This window comes from Syntrophomonas zehnderi OL-4 (assembly GCF_000983115.1).
Taxonomy (GTDB): domain Bacteria; phylum Bacillota; class Syntrophomonadia; order Syntrophomonadales; family Syntrophomonadaceae; genus Syntrophomonas_B; species Syntrophomonas_B zehnderi.
In genome coordinates, this window is record NZ_CGIH01000027.1 from 52,461 (window position 1) to 71,566 (window position 19,106).

19 protein-coding genes are annotated in these 19,106 nt (G+C 44.7%); 17 read left to right on the forward strand and 2 right to left on the reverse strand.

Going from position 1 to position 19,106, the window contains the following annotated elements:
• Nucleotides 1–128 precede the first annotated feature (128 nt).
• From sigG to AAV90_RS14080, 3 genes are all read left to right on the forward strand, one after another.
• The gene (gene sigG, locus AAV90_RS07585) at nt 129–899 is read left to right on the forward strand and encodes an RNA polymerase sporulation sigma factor SigG (protein WP_046497357.1); all 771 of its coding nucleotides are present in this window, start codon (nt 129–131) and stop codon (nt 897–899) included.
• Between the two features lie 22 nt (nt 900–921).
• Nucleotides 922–1,083, forward strand: a complete 162-nt coding sequence (locus AAV90_RS14890; RefSeq protein ID WP_157609510.1) for a hypothetical protein — start codon at nt 922–924, stop codon at nt 1,081–1,083.
• A 631-nt stretch (nt 1,084–1,714) separates the two neighbouring features.
• On the forward strand, nt 1,715–3,151 hold the full coding sequence (locus AAV90_RS14080; protein ID WP_084691513.1) for a DNA methyltransferase: 1,437 nt from the start codon (nt 1,715–1,717) through the stop codon (nt 3,149–3,151).
• Between the two features lie 43 nt (nt 3,152–3,194).
• On the opposite strand, the gene AAV90_RS14895 is transcribed toward AAV90_RS14080, so the two are convergent.
• Both AAV90_RS14895 and AAV90_RS14900 read right to left on the reverse strand, forming a co-directional pair.
• Nucleotides 3,195–3,359 carry a hypothetical protein gene (locus tag AAV90_RS14895; RefSeq protein ID WP_157609511.1) on the reverse strand — a complete coding sequence of 55 codons (165 nt, stop codon included), beginning with the start codon at nt 3,357–3,359 and terminating at the stop codon, nt 3,195–3,197.
• Nucleotides 3,360–3,372: 13 nt separating this feature from the next.
• Nucleotides 3,373–3,549 carry a hypothetical protein gene (locus tag AAV90_RS14900; protein WP_157609512.1) on the reverse strand — a complete coding sequence of 59 codons (177 nt, stop codon included), beginning with the start codon at nt 3,547–3,549 and terminating at the stop codon, nt 3,373–3,375.
• 184 nt (nt 3,550–3,733) lie between these two features.
• Between AAV90_RS14900 and dprA the strand changes: the two genes are divergently transcribed.
• The 14 genes from dprA to fliI all read left to right on the forward strand — a co-directional run bounded on the left by dprA (nt 3,734) and on the right by fliI (nt 19,090).
• The gene (gene dprA, locus AAV90_RS07595) at nt 3,734–4,822 is read left to right on the forward strand and encodes a DNA-processing protein DprA (protein WP_046497359.1); all 1,089 of its coding nucleotides are present in this window, start codon (nt 3,734–3,736) and stop codon (nt 4,820–4,822) included.
• Between the two features lie 433 nt (nt 4,823–5,255).
• The gene (topA, locus tag AAV90_RS07600) at nt 5,256–7,328 is read left to right on the forward strand and encodes a type I DNA topoisomerase (RefSeq protein ID WP_046497361.1); all 2,073 of its coding nucleotides are present in this window, start codon (nt 5,256–5,258) and stop codon (nt 7,326–7,328) included.
• Nucleotides 7,329–7,353: 25 nt separating this feature from the next.
• Nucleotides 7,354–8,664, forward strand: a complete 1,311-nt coding sequence (gene trmFO / locus AAV90_RS07605; RefSeq protein ID WP_046497364.1) for a methylenetetrahydrofolate--tRNA-(uracil(54)-C(5))-methyltransferase (FADH(2)-oxidizing) TrmFO — start codon at nt 7,354–7,356, stop codon at nt 8,662–8,664.
• A 63-nt stretch (nt 8,665–8,727) separates the two neighbouring features.
• The gene (gene xerC / locus AAV90_RS07610) at nt 8,728–9,645 is read left to right on the forward strand and encodes a tyrosine recombinase XerC (protein WP_046497366.1); all 918 of its coding nucleotides are present in this window, start codon (nt 8,728–8,730) and stop codon (nt 9,643–9,645) included.
• 4 nt (nt 9,646–9,649) lie between these two features.
• The gene (gene hslV / locus AAV90_RS07615; protein WP_046497368.1) at nt 9,650–10,183 is read left to right on the forward strand and encodes an ATP-dependent protease subunit HslV; all 534 of its coding nucleotides are present in this window, start codon (nt 9,650–9,652) and stop codon (nt 10,181–10,183) included.
• A 373-nt stretch (nt 10,184–10,556) separates the two neighbouring features.
• Nucleotides 10,557–11,960: an ATP-dependent protease ATPase subunit HslU gene (gene hslU / locus AAV90_RS07620; protein WP_046497370.1), complete on the forward strand. Its 1,404-nt coding sequence runs from the start codon at nt 10,557–10,559 to the stop codon at nt 11,958–11,960.
• Nucleotides 11,961–11,972: 12 nt separating this feature from the next.
• Complete coding sequence (gene codY / locus AAV90_RS07625; protein ID WP_046497372.1) at nt 11,973–12,755, forward strand: GTP-sensing pleiotropic transcriptional regulator CodY; 783 nt, start codon at nt 11,973–11,975, stop codon at nt 12,753–12,755.
• A 359-nt stretch (nt 12,756–13,114) separates the two neighbouring features.
• Entirely contained in the window at nt 13,115–13,555 is a 441-nt protein-coding gene (gene flgB, locus AAV90_RS07630) for a flagellar basal body rod protein FlgB (RefSeq protein WP_052729668.1), read from the forward strand.
• 4 nt (nt 13,556–13,559) lie between these two features.
• Nucleotides 13,560–14,012: a flagellar basal body rod protein FlgC gene (gene flgC / locus AAV90_RS07635; protein WP_076982623.1), complete on the forward strand. Its 453-nt coding sequence runs from the start codon at nt 13,560–13,562 to the stop codon at nt 14,010–14,012.
• Nucleotides 14,013–14,022: 10 nt separating this feature from the next.
• The gene (gene fliE, locus AAV90_RS07640; RefSeq protein WP_046497375.1) at nt 14,023–14,322 is read left to right on the forward strand and encodes a flagellar hook-basal body complex protein FliE; all 300 of its coding nucleotides are present in this window, start codon (nt 14,023–14,025) and stop codon (nt 14,320–14,322) included.
• A gap of 28 nt (nt 14,323–14,350) precedes the next feature.
• Nucleotides 14,351–15,982 (forward strand): flagellar basal-body MS-ring/collar protein FliF, encoded by a 1,632-nt coding sequence (fliF, locus tag AAV90_RS07645; protein WP_046497378.1) that lies wholly within the window; start codon nt 14,351–14,353, stop codon nt 15,980–15,982.
• A 4-nt stretch (nt 15,983–15,986) separates the two neighbouring features.
• Nucleotides 15,987–16,997 carry a flagellar motor switch protein FliG gene (fliG, locus tag AAV90_RS07650; protein WP_046497381.1) on the forward strand — a complete coding sequence of 337 codons (1,011 nt, stop codon included), beginning with the start codon at nt 15,987–15,989 and terminating at the stop codon, nt 16,995–16,997.
• Nucleotides 16,990–17,772: a FliH/SctL family protein gene (locus AAV90_RS07655; RefSeq protein WP_046497384.1), complete on the forward strand. Its 783-nt coding sequence runs from the start codon at nt 16,990–16,992 to the stop codon at nt 17,770–17,772. Before fliG ends, AAV90_RS07655 begins: the two co-directional genes overlap by 8 nt.
• Nucleotides 17,765–19,090, forward strand: coding sequence for a flagellar protein export ATPase FliI (gene fliI, locus AAV90_RS07660; RefSeq protein WP_046497387.1), 1,326 nt, complete (start codon nt 17,765–17,767; stop codon nt 19,088–19,090). Before AAV90_RS07655 ends, fliI begins: the two co-directional genes overlap by 8 nt.
• Nucleotides 19,091–19,106: the final 16 nt, after the last annotated feature.

Here is a 19,106-nt window from a genome sequence, read left to right on the forward strand (position 1 = left end):
GCCCGTATCGGGCTTTTTTTAAAATTGACTTAACCTATACCCCACTCCTTCGAGCTAGTTTTTTAAGAAGAATAATAATTAACAGATAAGTAAATAATTAAAAAAGAAATGCAGGAAGGGGTGAACTTTTGATAAACAAAGTTGAGATATGCGGTGTCAATACCTCCAAGTTACCTGTATTAAAAAATGAAGAGATGAGAAAACTCTTTGCCGAGATGCAGTCCGGGCAGATGGAAGCCAGGGAAAAATTGATCCAGGGGAATTTAAGATTAGTTTTGAGTGTGATCCAGCGTTTTAGTAATAGGGGCGAGTTTGTAGATGATTTATTTCAGGTAGGCTGCATCGGATTAATAAAGGCCATTGATAATTTCGATCTGGGCCAGAATGTGCGTTTTTCAACTTATGCCGTGCCCATGATTATCGGCGAGATAAGGCGTTATCTGCGGGATAATAATGCCGTAAGGGTATCCCGTTCCCTCCGGGATATCGCCTACAAGGCCTTGCAGGTAAGGGAAAAACTCTTATCCGATAATTCCGCAGAACCTACTATTGCCCAAATGGCTGAGCAGCTTAATGTACCCAGAGAAGAAGTCGTTTTTGCTCTGGACGCCATACAGGAACCGGTATCGCTCTTTGAACCTATTTATAATGATGGCGGAGATCCTATCCTGGTGATGGATCAGATCAGCGATGACCGTAATACGGACGAGCAATGGCTGGAAACCATAACGATTGACGAAGCTTTAAAAAGACTCAATGAACGGGAAAAACACATCGTTTCTTTAAGGTTTTTTAATGGCAAGACCCAAATGGAAGTTGCCGAAGAAATAGGCATTTCCCAGGCTCAGGTATCACGTCTGGAAAAGGCAGCCTTAAAGCAATTAAAGAAGTATGTATAAAAGTATGAAGGGGGAGATGGCTATGAAAAACAATCTATTGATAATGGTGTTGCTGGCAGTTATTCTAGCCATGGCAGTGCCTTTTTCCGTGTATCTCTCCCACAGTGAAACTGCTTTTACCTACGATAATATAATCCGGGTTGGCCCGTTAGATGTAAGCGGCAAAAACTACACGCACCAGTAATTAGGCCATACTGAGACAGAAAACCTGGACTAAATGTTCAGGAATAGAAATGACGATCTGCGCAGCCAGCGGGATCAGCGTCTGGCAGACCCAAAAACCAGCGGTAAAAGCATAAGCTGCTTGGCATAGGGAACATTCAATTAGGGACAACCAGTTGTATTACAGGCGCAAAAAACTGCGTATGAACTAAGTTAATAAAAGTCATCAGTGAAGTGGCTCCCCGGAAGTAGAGTGGGGAGCCATTCCCAAAAGCACCTTTGGTTAGGCTATTACTTATTATGGTTATTTTTTCGGTTAATTTTTCAAATTAATGAATCAAAGATAAAAAACCAAAAACCGCCAACGCGTTTTTTGTTGCTGAAGGTTTAATATGCTAGTATAAAATAAAGAGAAAAAGACACAGATTAACACAGTTTTTTTAGTTACTGAGTGACACTTAAATAAAATAACGTATTATGAACACTTAAGCGGTTGCCTTAATTTTAAACGAAGTATGCCAGCATTTCCCGAAAGGGAGGGTATCCCCGCCGATGCTCAAGTGACGGTTGGAATTTTCCACTCTGCCATGTCTTTAATAACTTAACTTTAGTGTCAATCATAAAAAATCAGTGTTAATCAGGGTCAAAAATCTATGTCTGAGAAAACCGCGTCAACAAGCGTCTATTTTAATCACGAAAGCAGGGATAATATCAAACCATCAGCCAATACTGTCAGGTTGATGTGGCAGGGTAAGGATTCGCCTGCACCGGTCGAAAACAAACCTGATTTTGCCCTCCTGGAAAGGGTTTTTCCCCACACCCCAGATGAACCGACTCAATCGGGCGGGGTTGATTTCAATTCCGCTGCTGATCTGGATTCTGCCATTTTGAATCAATACTACTGGGGGGATAACCTGGATGTGCTCGAATATCTTTTGGGAAGTCCGGACACCCCGCGTCCGCGAATGATATATATCGACCCCCCTTATATGAGCCAGGCCCGATATCGCTCAGTTATTAAAGGCAAAAAAGCAGGACAACCCAGTTTTGAACGAAATGCCTTTACAGATCAATGGGATATCGATGCTTACCTATCCATGCTCTATCCGCGTCTTAAACTAATGCAGCAAATACTCCACGAACATGGCAGTATTTTTGTGCATGTGGATTGGCATGTCAGCCATTATGTGAGGGTGTTGCTGGATGAAATATTTGGCCGTGGCAACTTTATCAATGAAATTGTCTGGTGCTACAGCGGTGGGAGCAATACCAAAAAACACCTGCAGCGCAAACATGATATGATTTTTTGGTATGCGCGCAGTCAAGAATACACCTTTCAGCCCCAATACCGTCCCTATACCCAGGGTACCCTGGCAAGGGGCCTTACAGCCATCAAGGGCAGCAACTACCGTTTATCGGAACGGGGCGCAATATTGCAGGATTGGTGGACGGATATCAATAAAATTCTAAGTCCTACGGCTTTTGAAAATCTGCACTACCCCACCCAAAAACCGCGTCAATTACTAAGGCGTCTGATTGATATGGCCACTAGCCCCGGGGATCTGGTGGCTGATTTTTTTGGTGGATCAGGTACAACAGCAGAGGTTTGTGAGCAATCAGACCGCCGCTGGCTGATCTGTGATAACAGCCAGCTGGCTTTGCAAACCAGTCTGAAGCGGCTGATAAAAGCCCAAGCGGGTTCATTTTTAATCTTTGCTAACCCCTTGACAAACACAATCCCGAACCAAAAACAAACAGGAGTTATTCTAATCAAAACCCCTGTTATTAAAGATTGCGGCAGTAATTATTATTGGCTGAGTGTGGGCATAGACTTTTTTAAGCCTCCCCAATTACCTGATAACTGGAATGAACGAAACTTTGCGGATTGTATTGAATTCTGGGAAATCGATATTGATTACAACCAGCCCGTATTTAATTCCTGTTATCAGGTGGTACGAAAAAAGAAACAAGCTGAGATAGAGCTTGACATTTCGTTTTATCTGCCTAAAAAAAACGCCTACACGATAGCTATCAAAGTATATGATTACCATGCCGATCAGACAATCAAGCTGCTTCATTTTCTACCTTAACCAATGTTATGATAATAAAGCGGAAATGTGTTCCTCAGGCCGTCTAGCCCTTGCGTATCCGCCCTTGAGCGATTAGGTGAGCCACATCGGCTTCCTTATCATCTCCAATGGGAAGCCATACGTCTTCAAAAACACTTTGATCCTGGATTACTTCCAGCTTTAAAACTGACGGCCTTAGGATTGATTTTTTTTGATCAGCCTCTTTCATAAATAATTACCTCTTATTCATATTCACGCCGCCCCATTTTTACACCTAAAGCATAAACTCCGGCAATAGCCGCGGCATGAAAAAGCCACCAGCCGGTTTCGCCTATACTGAAGGCTCCTGGATCGATCCTGTCGCCGCCGGTCACTTTCTTAATAACCGTATTTTTATAATCCTGCATACCATTCAACATATTAAACACCTCCGTTTTTTAGTCATTAAATATTTTCCCCTGAACCCCCGTATTTTAGGAAAGCAATATAAGACAAAAATGTAATTAAAGGGGTATATTCTATATATACCTTGCATAGTGGTTTTTTTTATGCTATCAATGGCTGTAGAGTTATTCAGACTAGCAAGATTAGAGGTGGGGGTCGATGGAACCAAATGAAATAGCCTGTCTGGTGGCTTTGCACAGCCTAGAAGGCATCGGCAGTCGCAGCCTTTGCAAAATAAAAAAGTATTTTGGCAGCTTTAAGGATTGTTTTTTTGCGCCTAGCCAGGAGTTGCATTCTTCCTTTTTAAAGGCTGAAATATGTAATAATATAGTTAAAGTTCGCAGCGAATCTGAGCCAGCGCGTTTACTGAATGAAATTACTGCCCGCGGAATTAAAATAACTACACTAGATGATAAAGATTATCCATCTAAGCTGAGCGAGATTTACGATCCCCCATATATTCTATATTACCAAGGACAGATAGAAACCCTAGAGCAGGTATGCTTGGCAGTGGTTGGTTCCCGCCAAGCCAGCAACTATGGAAGAAGCCAGGCGCGGCGCTTTGCCCGTGAATTGTCTCTTCAGGGTATGGTAATAGTAAGCGGCATGGCTAGAGGCATTGATACCGAGGCACATCGGGGAGCTTTGGAAGCAGGCGGTAAAACCGCAGCTGTACTGGGTAGCGGTCTAAACGTTATCTATCCTCCTGAAAATGCCCGCCTGTATACCGAGATAATCAGTCAGGGCGTTGTCATTAGTGAGTTTCCTCCCCAGGCACATCCTGAACCTGGTCATTTCCCGCTAAGGAATCGGGTTATATCAGGACTCAGCCGGGGCGTACTGGTGATCGAGGCTCAAGAGCGCAGCGGCGCTTTAATCACAGCCGACTTCGCGCTGGAACAGGGTCGTGATGTCTATGCCCTACCGGGACCGGTGGACAGAAAGAGCAGTATTGGAACCAATAGATTAATCAAACAGGGAGCTGAACTGGTTACCGAGCCGGAGGATATTTTGCTTGAATATCGGCCTGACTATAAGAAAATAAGCGAATTAATACAGGAGCAACTGTTTGTCTTAAGTGAAATAGAAAAAAAGATAATTAATTATTTGGATGATGCCACTGTGCATATTAATGATATTATTTATAATACTGGTTTAGATATGGGAACATTAAGCAGCTGTCTGCTGCAGATGGAATTTAAAGGCATAATTAAAGCCCTCCCAGGTAATTACTATCAAAGAACGTAAACCCGGCTATAATTGTAACCATCGTTTCCGATGGGAACTTAAGTAATAGGTAATAAATAGACGCAGATAACGCGGCAACCATAATAGCGACTTTTAGGAGAGGATCAGAAGTAACTAAATGGTGATTTGCGCAGATTTACGCGGTTCTTTTTGGACACTGAAGAACACTGGGTTTGTTATTTAGGGTTTTGCTTAATTTTCCTTTTTCCGAAATTGGCAACTTTAAACCAGGTTTTTAAGTGTATACGATGATGTTGCAGATAGCGTATAGTTAATTGAAACTAAAGTATTACTTCGGGGATTCCCCGCCACTCAGCCCGACCTTGAACCGGGTTAGAGCTACACTGCTGTTGAGTGCCGGGTGTTTGAATAAAAATTTAAAAACCGCGCAAATCACGTTATTCGCGTCCATAAAAAACAAAGAGGTGATATTTTGGCAGAGACTACACTTGTGATCGTTGAATCGGCTGCCAAGGCCAAAACTATCGGAAAATTCCTGGGAAAAAATTATAAAGTCAAGGCATCGGTTGGACATATCAAGGATCTACCAAAAAGCAAACTGGGTATAGATGTAGAAAATAATTTTGAACCCCAGTATATAACGATTCGTGGCAAAGGCGATCTGCTCAAAGAGATTAAAAGTGAGGCCAGCAAGGTTGATAGAGTTCTACTGGCTACTGACCCTGACCGGGAAGGGGAGGCGATCGCCTGGCACTTGCAAAATGCCATGAAAATACCGGACGGCTCCAATTGCCGGATTGAATTCAATGAAATCACAAAAGATGCAATAAAACAGGCTCTCAAAAAATCTCGGCCGATTGATATGGACAGGGTGAATGCTCAGCAAGCCCGCCGGGTACTAGACCGATTGGTGGGTTACAATCTGAGTCCCCTGCTGTGGGCTAAAGTGCGCAAGGGACTATCGGCCGGCCGGGTTCAGTCCGTAGCTGTCAAGATGATATGCGACCGGGAAAAGGAAATCCAGGCTTTTACGCCTGAAGAATACTGGACGATAGAGACTCAGCTTAAAACCGCAAAAAATGAAAGTTTTACAGCCAAAGTTAATAGTTATAAAGGCGAAAAACTGGAAATCAATAGTGCGGCGGCCAAAGACACGGTGCTTGAATATTTGCAAAAGAGCAAGATTAAGACGACTAACATAGAAAGAAAAGAAAAACGCAAAAAGCCCCATCCGCCATTCATCACCAGTACTCTACAGCAAGAAGCGTCCAAACGATTAAATTTCTTTTCTAACCGAACGATGCGGGTTGCCCAGGAATTATATGAAGGCCTGGCGATTGGGAAGGAAGGCACTGTGGGTTTAATCACCTATCTGCGAACTGATTCGACCCGTATTGCGACTGAAGCCCAAAATGAGGCCCTAGGTTATATTAAAGATAACTTTGGCGGGGAGTATGCGCCGGAAACACCGAACCAGTATAAAGGCAGAAAGTCTGCCCAGGATGCGCATGAAGCTATAAGACCATCGTCCGTGGGGAGAACTCCAGATAGCATCAAGGAGTACCTAAGCCGCGATCAATACCGGCTCTATAAGCTTATATGGGAACGTTTCGTGGCCAGCCAAATGACGCCTGCACTGTATGACACTATCGGGGTAGAAATACAGGCGGGTGATTATGGATTAAGGGCGCATTCATCGCAGTTAAAATTCCCGGGTTATAAAAAAATCTATACGGAGAATGACGAGGAAGAAATAAAAAATCCAATACCTCAGTTAAAGATCGGCCAGATTTTAAAACTGGATGATATTATTGCCGAGCAGCATTTCACTCAGCCTCCGCCCCGTTACACAGAGGCCAGTCTGGTTAAATTGCTGGAAGAAAAGAGTATCGGCAGACCCAGCACCTATGCGCCCATTATTGATACTATTCTTAAGCGACATTATGCCGAGCGCCAAAACAAACAGTTTGTCCCTACCGAACTGGGGTTTATAGTTGTTGAACTTTTAGATGAACATTTTGGAAATATTATGGATGTAGATTTTACCGCTAAAATGGAAGAAGACCTGGATATGGTTGAAGAGGGAGAACTGGATTGGAAGCTAGTGGTTCGTGATTTCTATGGCCCCTTCAAGGAAGATCTAGACAAAGCCCAGGAACTAATAGAAAAAATTGAGATAAAGGATGAGGAAGCCGGTAAGGATTGCCCCCAATGCGGGAAACCTATGCTTATCAAATATGGCCGTTTCGGAAAGTTTGTGGCCTGTTCCGGTTTTCCTGAATGTCGTTATACCGAATCTCTTAATGAAGAAGTCGGGGTTAACTGTCCCCTCTGCAACGGGCCGATTATTGCCCTAAAATCAAAAAAGGGACGCAGGTATTATGGCTGCAAGAATTATCCTGATTGTGAGTTTCGCTCCTGGAACAAACCTACGGGTGAGAAATGTTCAGTATGCGGTGATGCTATGGTAGAAAAAACGAACCGCGCCCAGGAAATTCAGATCATATGCCAGAACCCTCAATGCAAACAGGTCAAACAGGCGTAAAGACCAGGAAAGAGGTAGCAGCTTAATGGAAGCAGTCAATGTAATTGGCGGGGGACTGGCAGGTTCGGAAGCTGCCTGGCAGATTGCCCAGGCCGGCATAAAGGTAAAATTATGGGAAATGAGGCCGGTAGTGCCAACACCTGTACACCAAACCGACCATTTAGCAGAATTGGTGTGCAGCAATTCCTTAAAATCTGCTTTGCCGGATACAGCTCAGGGATTGTTAAAAAATGAAATGAGGATCCTGGGTTCTTTGACCCTGGCGTGCGCTGAGGAAGCCAGAGTTCCGGCCGGGTCAGCCCTGGCAGTTGACCGGGAGATTTTTTCCTCCCTGGTAACCAAACGATTGGCGTCACACCCCCAGGTGGAGATTATCCGCCAGGAAGTAAAAACCATCCCCCGGGGGGGAGTGAACATCATAGCCACCGGACCGCTGACTGCCGGGGGAATTTTCGAAGATATGGCTCAGCTGACCGGAGCGGATAACCTCTACTTTTATGATGCCATTGCTCCCAGTGTAACCTTAAATAGTTTAAATCCTCATAAAATCTTTCGGGCCTCCCGTTATGGCAAAGGGAACGATGATTATATTAACTGCCCATTAAATAAGGAAGAATACGAGAATTTCTGGCAATCTTTAGTCGATGCGGATACGGCCGCCGGGCACGATATAGATAAAAAAATGTTTTTTGACGGCTGTATGCCGATTGAAGTAATTGCCCGTCGTGGTATAGACACCCTGCGTTATGGTCCCATGCGTCCGGTGGGACTTATAGATCCACGCACGGAAAGGAGAGCCTGGGCGGTTGTACAATTGCGCCAGGAAAACCAAGCCGGGACGGTCTATGGATTGGTAGGATTTCAAACCCGGCTCAAGTGGGGAGAACAGGATCGGGTTTTTCGGATGATTCCGGGATTGGAAAACGCAGAATTCGTAAGATATGGAGTTATGCATCGAAATACGTATATAAACAGTCCCCGTACCATGCAAAAGACCCTGCAATATAAAAACGACCCCGGGATTTTCCTGGCCGGACAGATTACGGGAGTGGAAGGTTACATGGAATCAGCGGCAACCGGTATTCTGGCTGGGATTAATGCGGTTCGTTATATTCGTAATCAGCACCCGGTATCACTAAGTTCTTATACCATGCTGGGTGCGTTGGTGGATTTTATCTGCCATTCTAATCCCGATGACTTTCAGCCTATGAACGCCAATTTTGGGATTCTTCCTCCCCTGGATAATAAGGTAAAAGATAAAAGGCTTAGATATCAGCAATATGTCCAACGATCAGAACGGGAAATGTCCAAGTTTTCAGAATTGTATTTGCAATAGGTTGTCAAAAATTACAGGTTATGTTACATTTTTTATAGGAATGAAAGACAGGAGCGGAACTCCATGCTTTATCAACATATAGAAGGTTTCCTGACCCACTTGCGGGTTGAAAAAAGTGCCTCCAATTTAACCTTGGTCAGCTATAAAACTGATTTAATTCAGTTTTTTGACTTTTTATCACAGGAATACCAGATACCGCCCGAACAGGTTTCGGCCCAGTTATTAAACCATAAAACCGTCCGGGAATACCTGGCTAATATGCAGGACAATGGCTTAAGCAGAGCTACCATGGCCAGAAAGCTGGCCGCTCTGCGCTCTTTCGTAAAGTACCTGTGCCGGGAGGATTTACTGCCCGGTAATCCTATCGCTAATGTCTCCACTCCTAAACAGGAGAAAAAATTGCCCCGCTTTTTATATCCATCGGAAATAGAACTCCTTATGGATGCACCCGACCCACAAAAACCGGTCGGTTTAAGAGACAAAGCCATTCTTGAGACCCTTTATGCGGCCGGTATGCGGGTAAGTGAGCTGGTAAATATGGATGTGTCCGATATCGACTGGGATGAAGCGTATATCAAGCTAAAAGGCAAAGGCAACAAGGAGCGCCTGGCACCTTTAGGCAGCCAATCCCAGGCCGCACTACTTAATTATGTGCAGTACGGCAGACCTAGTCTGCTACAAAAAAACCAGACCCGTGAAGATAGCGATGCTTTATTTCTCAATAAATATGGAACCCGGTTATCAAGCCGCAGTGTAAGGAATATCATTAATAAATACGTTGATGAAGTGACGCTCAATCAAAAGGTGAGTCCCCATACGCTTAGGCATTCATTTGCGACCCACCTGTTAAACGGCGGGGCTGATTTAAGGTCAGTACAGGAGCTTTTGGGACATGTCAAGCTTTCCACCACCCAGATTTATACACATCTGACTAAAGAGAAAATAAAGGCCATATATAACGAAAGCCATCCGCGGAGGTGATTTTATGTTTTCTGCCACGACCATAATCGCAGTAAGAAAAGGACAAGAAACTGCGATAGCCGGTGATGGACAGGTTACATTCGGGCAAAATGCCATCATGAAAAACAATGCCGTAAAAATTAGAAAACTATACGATGGGCAAGTTTTAGCGGGTTTTGCTGGATCGGTAGCCGATGCATTTACCCTTTTTGGCAAGTTTGAAGATAAACTGCGGGAAAGCGGAGGTAATTTAACCCGTGCAGTCGTTGAAGTAGCTAAAGAATGGCGCAGTGACCGGGTGCTACGTAAACTGGAAGCCCTATTGATCGTAGCTGATAGCCATACTATGTTTATTATTTCCGGTAATGGGGAAATAATTGAGCCGGAAGATGGGATTACGGCGATAGGTTCAGGCGGCAGCTATGCCCTGGCCGCCGCGCGCTCCCTGGCTAGGTTTACTGATTTATCGGCTAGGGACATCGCGTATGAGGCCTTGAAAATTGCTTCGGAAATATGTGTTTATACTAATGACCATATAAACGTTGAAGTATTGGAGTAGTATTGCCTATAAGTGAAAACCCGGATTTTATCAGACACGATAACAAAGACTTTTCCAGTTTAATTTAACTTTCGAAGTGATTAGTTTATTTAATCCCTAAAACATGATTTGGGACAATAATGTCAGTTCCTATAGTAAATAAGTCCCCTATCCAGGATATGATTAAAGGGAAGAAACGCAAATCATAAAACATCGGTGTTATCAGTGTCAAAATTCATTTCACTTTGCCTGTGGCATGATTCTTAGCAATAGATCCTATACTTGATTTGTATATTTTTTTAATAAGATTATGATAGTCTGTCAAAATACCTTAAACCATTGTTAACTGTGCATTTTTCCTTTCCATTACCATATTTAAAGAGAGGTTATTGATTTGAAAAACAGTCTTACCCCTAAACAGATTGTGGAAGAATTGGATAAGCATATTATCGGGCAAAATGCAGCCAAAAAGGCTGTGGCTATTGCATTGCGCAACCGATACCGGCGCAAGCTTTTACCGGAGGAGCTCAGTGAGGAAATATATCCCAAAAACATTATCATGATTGGCCCTACTGGAGTGGGAAAAACAGAGATTGCCAGACGGCTGGCCAAAATGGTTAAAGCTCCGTTTATCAAGGTAGAGGCCAGCAAATTTACTGAAGTCGGCTATGTGGGGCGGGACGTGGATTCCATGGTACGGGATTTGGTTGAAACCGCCATTCGCATGATAAAACAAGAAAAACTAGAGGAGGTGGAAGACAAAGGACGCATACTTGCCGAAGAAAGGATTGTGGACTACATATTGCCCTTGCCCAAACGAAAAAATCGCAACATAAAAAACCCCTGGGATCTTTTTATGGGTTCGAACCAGGAAGCTGATTCCCGGGAAGAAGGCTTCGATCAACGTATTCAAGAGGTCGAACAAAAACGGGAAATCCTTAGGCAGAAGCTAAACCGTTTGGAACTGGAACAGGAGATAATCGAAATTGAAACGGAAGAGAAAAATCAATCTTTTATGGAGATTATCTCCGGCTCAGGGGTCGAGGAGATGGGCATAAATATCCAGGAGGCCTTTGGGGGGCTGCTGCCCAAGACAACTAAAAAACGTAAGGTTACGGTTGAGGAAGCCCGCCGGATATTAACATACGAAGAAGCCCAGCGATTGATTGATATGGATCAGGTGAAAGGGGAAGCCATCAGACGGGTGGAAGAAGATGGCCTGATATTCTTAGACGAAATTGACAAAATAGCCAGCAAGGAGAGCAATTATGGCCCGGATGTTTCCCGCGGTGGTGTTCAGCGTGATATACTGCCGATTGTTGAGGGATCAACGGTTATTACCAAATATGGTCCGGTGAAAACAGATCATATCCTTTTTATCGCCGCTGGAGCTTTTCACGTCTGCAAACCTTCGGATCTAATTCCAGAATTGCAGGGGAGATTTCCGATTCGGGTTGAACTGGAAAGCCTGCAAAAGGAAGACTTAAAAAGGATACTGACTGAGCCTAACAACTCCTTGATAAAGCAGTATGTAGCTCTGTTATCAACGGAAGATTTGGAACTGGTTTTTACCCCGGAGGCCATAGATTATATTGCGGAAATTGCCTATGAGGTGAATGCCCGGACCGAAAATATTGGTGCCCGGCGCTTACATACGATTATGGAAAAAGTCCTGGAGGATCTGCTTTTTGAATCAGCCTATATGCATGGCCAAAAAGTAGTTATTGATCGGACGTATGTAGAGCAGAGACTTAAAACAATCGTGGCCAGCGATGATCTCAGCAGGTACATTTTATAGGAGGTTATTTATGTGAAAACAATGTTAGAGAAGTCCCGAGCGATTAACCGCATACTCCAAAAAATCTCAGGGAATCCTGTTGATTTTTTTGAAATGGCCGAGGTTTTATCAGAAAACATGGAGTGTACGGTATTTATTGTAGGCAGGAGAGGCCACATAATAGGTTATGCATTTGCAGAAGGAGTACATTGTGCGGAGATAGACCGCTTGATTAATCATGCCGAGCGTTTCCCGGAGAGCTTTAATCAAGAATTACTGAATATTCAGGAAACCAAGAGTAATATTACCTTCCAGGACGGACGTAAATGTATTTTCAATATGGATAATCCCAACTGTACGGGCTGCTCCACGCGTATTTGGACTATCTGCCCCAATTTTGGCGGTGCTAGACGGATAGGGACTTTGATCCTGACTCGTGAAAACAAGCTTTTTACTGATGAGGACATAGTGCTGGCGGAATATGGGACTATAGTTGTAGCCAATGAAATTATGCGTATGCGCACTGAGCGGATTGAAGAAGATGCTCGTAAAAAAGCATCGGTGCAAATTGCCCTGGCAACCCTATCTTATTCGGAGCGGGAAGCCATAGAGAGCATTATGGCTGAACTTGATGGTGACGGAGGTTTGCTGGTGGCCAGCAGAATAGCTGACAAAGTAGGTATCACCCGTTCGGTAATCGTTAGTGCTTTGCGCAAATTTGAAAGTGCCGGGGTGATAGAATCCAGATCACTGGGGATGAAGGGTACACATATCAAAATACTAAACGATTATATTTTTGACGAATTAAGAAAATGAATTTCACAAAATACCGGGCAAGAAGCACTATTTGGTTTAGGTCAAGATATTAAATTTGGAGCGTAAATCATGTATAAATCAAAGATAATTAAATAAATACAAACCTTCAAAAATAGAAGCCGAAGGTAGGATTTGAACGATTACTGGCATTTACGAGGAGTGAGCCGGCTGCCGATTTCAAATTTACCAAGTCAATATTTTCGTTGGGTTATTTATTTGGAAAAAGCAGACTAGCCTTTAGGTTAGTCTGCTTTTCGATAAAATTAAGAGAAAATCATGATAATTTAGACAAAAAATTCTAAGCAAAAAGAGGAATTACTGTAAAGGGAGGAGAAACTATAAAAGCTAATGAGCATGAAATGGGAAGTGATGAGATGTTAAACAGTATACTAAATAACCGCACCCAGTTAATTCTAAACAAATCCATGGACGCGGCCAGTTTAAGAAACGAGGTTATTGCCCATAACATAGCCAACGTAAATACACCCAAGTTTAAACGTAGTGAGGTTTTGTTCGAGGACAAGATGAAAAAAATACTATCTGGAAACATTAACCAGGATAAGCTTAGCTGCACCAATCCCCGGCATATGCAAATTAATCAGACGGGCTTAAACCTAAAAGAATACCAGCCCGATATAAAAAAGCTAAATGATTTGAGCTATCGTAACGATGAAAATAATGTGGACATTGATGTTGAAAATGCTAACCTAACCAAAAACAAGATTTACTATGATTCAGTCAGCCAAAGTATGAGCAACGAAATCAAACTGCTGAGGATGGCAATTGTTGGAAGGGGGTAGTTAAGTGAAATTTCTAAGCAGTATAGATGTCAGTGCTTCCGGTTTGACCGCCCAACGGCTTAAAATGGATACTATCGCCAGTAATATGGCCAATGTTGAAACCACCAGGGTTAGCGGAGGTCAAGGGCCGTATCGGCGCCAGGTGGTAGTGCTGGAAACCCAGCCACCTAAAATTTCTCGTCCCTTTAAAGGGGTGCTGCAGAACGAAATCGATGCTCTTACCGGGGTCAGGGTCAAAGAAATCCGCGAGTTGGATGATAACGAGGCTCCGTTTAGGAAGGTCTACGATCCTTCTCACCCGGATGCGGATGCTGCAGGGTATGTGAACTACCCCAACGTTAATGTGGTGGAAGAAATGATAAACATGATAGCCGCAACCAGAGCTTATGAAGCCAATGCCAAGGTTATAGAATCTACGCGCAGTATGGCCTTAAGAGCCCTGGATATTGGAAGATAGGAGCGTTGAAATGATTATTAACGATGTAAGCAGTAGACCTCTCTTACTGAACGCATCCCCTCCTGAGACCCAGCCCGGTCAAAATAATCAGCCCGGCTTTATCGACTATCTGAAGGGCGCACTAGGCGAGGTGGATGCCCTGCAGAAAGAAGCTGCCGCCAATGCGGAAAAGCTGGCCTTAGGTGATGAAAGTTATCTGCATAATACCATTATTTCTTATGAAAAAGCCACCCTGGCCTTGCAATTAACGATTGAAGTTAGAAACAGGATGGTGGAAGCCTATCAGGATATAATGCGGATGCAGATGTAAATACTATGATGTGTTGGGGAGTTAATGGATGGAAACTTTTGTTGCGAACGTTAGGTCAGGAGCGGCCAAGATCCAAGCGACATGGCAAAAGCTTGGCCTGAATCAGAAATTGCTGATTGGTGGGGCTGCCCTGATGATAATAGTTGCCTTGGTTTTTCTAATCAAGGGAACGGGCACCAAATACGAAGTGCTATATACAGAATTGGATTCTAAAGATGCAGCCGCAGTGACTGCAAAATTAGATGAGTACAAAACCCCCTATGAACTACAGGATAATGGATCAACCATCCTAGTCGATCCGGACGTTAAGTACAAAACCCGTCTTAAACTGGCAGGTGACAACCTGCCCCGCAGCGAGACCGGGTTTGAGTTGTTTCAGAAGAACAATTATGGAGAAACCCAGAGTGACAAGAAAGTTAAATATCAGGTGGCTTTGCAGGGGGAATTGGCCCGTACCATACAAAGCCTCGATAAAGTAAAATCAGCCCGGGTGCATTTGGTTATCCCGGAAAAAACCCTCTATACTGAAAAAGAAGAACCGCCCAGCGCCTCGGTAGCTATAACGACCAAAGACGGCGAGACCTTGACTGGCAAGGAAATAAAGGGCATCGTCAACCTTATTGCCAATTCCGTGGCAGGTTTAAGCCCGGAAAAAGTCGTGGTTATTGATCATAATGGCAACCTTATCTCCCAAAACCTGCCGGGGGAAGGAACCTCTACCGAAACCCTGCAGAGCCAGTTGGCCATGAAAAAAGCCTTTGAGTTGGAAAAACAACAGGCTATCCAAAGCATGCTGGATCTTACCCTGGGAAAAAACAATTCGGTGGTTCGGGTAAGTGCGGAGCTTGATTTTAGCAACAAGCAGGAAAAAAGTGAACAGTACAGCCATGATCCTGATGGCCCTTTTACCCGCAGTGAGCATCTTTTAAGGGAGTCCACTACCAGTACCACTAATCCTGTTGAGGGCGTGCCAGGAACTGACACCAACATAACCCAGTATACCCAGGTAAACACAGCTCCAACCACTTCCACCTCGGATAAAAGTGATACGACCCGCAATTACGAAATAAATCGCAAGGATACGATTATTGATTACGCCGCGGGTGATACCAAATACGATTACTTAACAGTCTCGGTTCTGGTAAATAATGATGGTACCACTCAGTCCAAGTTAGGCGATACCGAGGAAGAGAAGATAGAAAAGATCAGAAATATAGTGGCCACGGCTTGCGGTCTGCGTGAAAACCGCAAAGATGAGACCGTCAGGCTAAATGACAATATTTCGGTTGCTTTTATTGATTTTTATACCGAGCCGGTTCCGGAACCGGCCCAAGGCATCAAGAAAATGTTGACATCACCATATGCACCACTGCTGTTTGCCATCCTGATACTGTTAGTTGTGCTTTTAACTTGGCTGCTTCTGTATAAACGCAGGAAAGCTGCCCAAGAGGAAGCGGCTGCCCGCGAAGCGGAAATGTTGGCCGACTTCGAATCGGTGGTACAGGATGATATAGATATGGCAGAAATCCTGGAGAAGAATCTAACCCCGGAAGAAAGAGAAAAACAACGTATCCGTAAGGAAATAGACAGAATCATAGATAACAGTCCTGAAAATGCGGCCCAGGTCATTAAAACCTGGTTGATGGAAGATCTGAGGTGATGTTATGGCAACCGTTAAACCATTAAACGGCAAACAAAAGGCAGCTAATTTTCTGGTGTTTCTGGGGCCGGAAAAGTCTGCCCGTTTATTAAAGTACATGAATGAAGAGGAAACAGAACAATTAACCCTGGAGATTGCCAACCTTAGGAAGGTTTCCACCGATAAGATGGATGAGATCTTTAGGGAGTTTTTCGAAATGTGCCTGGCCAATGAGTTTATTGGTCAGGGCGGCATTGAGTATGCCAAAGAGGTTCTGGAAAAGGCGTACGGTCAGGAAAAAACCATGGAAATTATTGGTAGAATTTCCGCATCATTGCAGGTGCGACCCTTTGATTTCATTCGTAAGGCCGAGCCTACCCAGCTACTTAACTTTATTCAAAGCGAGCATCCCCAGACTATAGCTTTGATATTAGCTTATCTGGAGCCGGAAAAAGCCTCGGCGGTACTGTCGGCATTACCCCCTGAGCGTCAGGCTGAAGTTGCCAAACGTATTGCCATAATGGACACCACCTCGCCTGATGTAATTAAAGAAGTGGAGAGGGTCTTGGAGAGAAAACTATCCTCTATTGCTCCCCAGGAAATGCGCGTGGCCGGCGGTGTCAAATCAGTTGTGGAGATTATCAACCGGGTTGACCGCGCCACCGAAAAAACGATCATGGAATCTCTGGAAGTACAGGATCCCGAATTGGCCGAAGAAATCAAGAAACTCATGTTTGTATTTGAAGATATTGTTATTATTGATGACCGCTCCGTGCAAAGGGTATTGCGGGAGGTTGAGAGTCAGGATATGGCTCTGGCTCTCAAAGGAGCCAGCAATGAAGTGTCCCAGAAGATCTATTCAAACATGTCATCTCGGGCAGCCGATATGCTGCGGGAAGACATAGAATTCATGGGGCCGGTGCGTCTGCGTGATGTGGAAGAAGCGCAACAGCGTATTGTTAATGTTATCCGCCGCCTCGAAGATGCAGGTGAAATAGTAGTATCCAGAGGTCAAGGAGATGAAGTAATTGTCTAAAATTATTAAAAACTCTGATCTAATACTAACTCACCCTAAAATAATAGAGGTGCAAATAGAAAGCCCGCTAGAAACGGCGGCATCATTAGAGCCTCAGGAAGATCCCCTGGAAAAAATTAAGGCAGAAAGCCAGAGTATTTTAGTCGAGACGGAACAAATCGTTTTGGACTTACTGGAAAAAGCCCGGGCTGAAGCCAGGAATATTATCAGCACTGCCCAGGAAGAAGCCGACCATGTGCGGGCTCAGGTCTTTGAAGAGTCTAAAGCAATACGCGAAGAATCAGCTAAACAAGGCTATGCAGAAGGTCTGAAACGAGCCCAGGAGGAGATTGAGGCCGATCGGCAAATGGCTATGGAGCAGGCTCAAATCATAGTAGAGGACGGCCGCCGTTTAAAACATGAAATGCTGAGCAATGCAGAAGGGGATATGGTGCGCCTGGTTCTGGCTATTGCCAGAAAAGTGGTGGTGGCTGATCTTAGTATTCAGCCGGAAGCCATTACCAGCATTGTCCGTGAGGCTATTACTAACCTTGATAATCCGGATTCTGTAAAGGTATATGTTAATCCCGAGGATATGCATGCTCTGGTAGAATCACTCGACTGGGAAGGCTTGACTGAGATAGGCAGCCGGGAAGTTGAGGTCGAGGTTAAAGGCGATAAAAGAATTTGCCGGGGCGGATGTGTCGTTGAATCATCCGGCGGCATGGTGGATGCCCGCCTGGAAAAACGCCTGGATGCGGTTGAAAATATGATGTTGGATGTAGTCAATGAATAATCAATACCAGATTGATACACATAAATATTTTTCAGTACTGGACAAGACCAATCCTTGCACGTTGCGGGGCAAGATTACCCAGGCCATCGGTCTGACTCTGGAGGCCACGGGACCCCGGGTGAGTATTGGCGAACTCTGCATGGTCGGAACCAACCAGGCGGATCGGGAGATGGTTCCTTGTGAAGTTGTCGGTTTTCGCAATAACCGGATCCTTTTGATGCCCTTGGGTAATCTGGAGGGAATAGGCCCCGGCAGTGAAATGATCGCCAGCGGAACCAGCCTTAAGGTTAACGTAGGCATGGATCTTAAGGGCCGGGTGTTAAATGGCATGGGAGAACCGATTGATGATGGCGGTCGCGTGAATTTCCAGACCACCTATCCGGTAATGAATCCGGCTCCCAATCCTTTAAAGAGAAAACGAATCCAGGAAATCCTGCCGGTAGGCGTTAAAGCCATTGACGGGCTTATAACCGTTGGCCGGGGCCAAAGATTAGGGATAATGGCGGGCAGCGGAGTAGGCAAAAGCACTCTTTTGGGCATGATTGCCCGCAACACTGAAGCCGATATCAACGTAATCGCCCTAATCGGCGAACGCGGCCGCGAGGTACGCGAGTTCTTGGAAAGGGATTTGGGGCCGGAGGGCTTGGCCCGTTCAGTGGTGGTAGTGGCTACCTCCGATCAGCCTGCTCTGGTAAGGCTGAAAGGAGCTTTCGTGGCAACCAGTATCGCCGAATTTTTCCGGGATCAGGGCCTGGATGTGCTTTTATTAATGGATTCTCTGACCAGATTTGCTCTGGCTCAGCGTGAAGTTGGACTGGCTATAGGTGAACCACCTGCCACCAGAGGTTATACCCCCTCGGTGTTTGCCCTGATGCCTAAGTTGCTGGAACGGGCCGGAACATCTGAAAAGGGGACGATTACCGGGTTATACACCGTACTGGTGGAAGGCGACGATATGAATGAGCCGGTTACCGATGCGGTGCGTGGGATTGTCGATGGACATATCGCTTTAAGCCGCGATATTGCCGCTTTAAATATGTATCCGGCCATCGATATTATGCAGAGTATCAGTCGGGTCATGATCGATATCGTTGAACCCGAGCACTTGGAAAGAGCCAACCGTTTTCGTTCCATCCTGGCAATCTATGAAGAAGCCCGGGATCTGATTGATATCGGAGCTTACAAAAAAGGATCCAATGCCCGTATCGATGAAGCCGTACGCCTAATCGAGAATTGCTGGGATTTTTTAAAACAGGATATATATGATCAGGCGCCTTTTACGTCTACCCTGGAGGCGTTGGCTCATTGTATCGAGTAAGAGGAGTTAAGTTTTA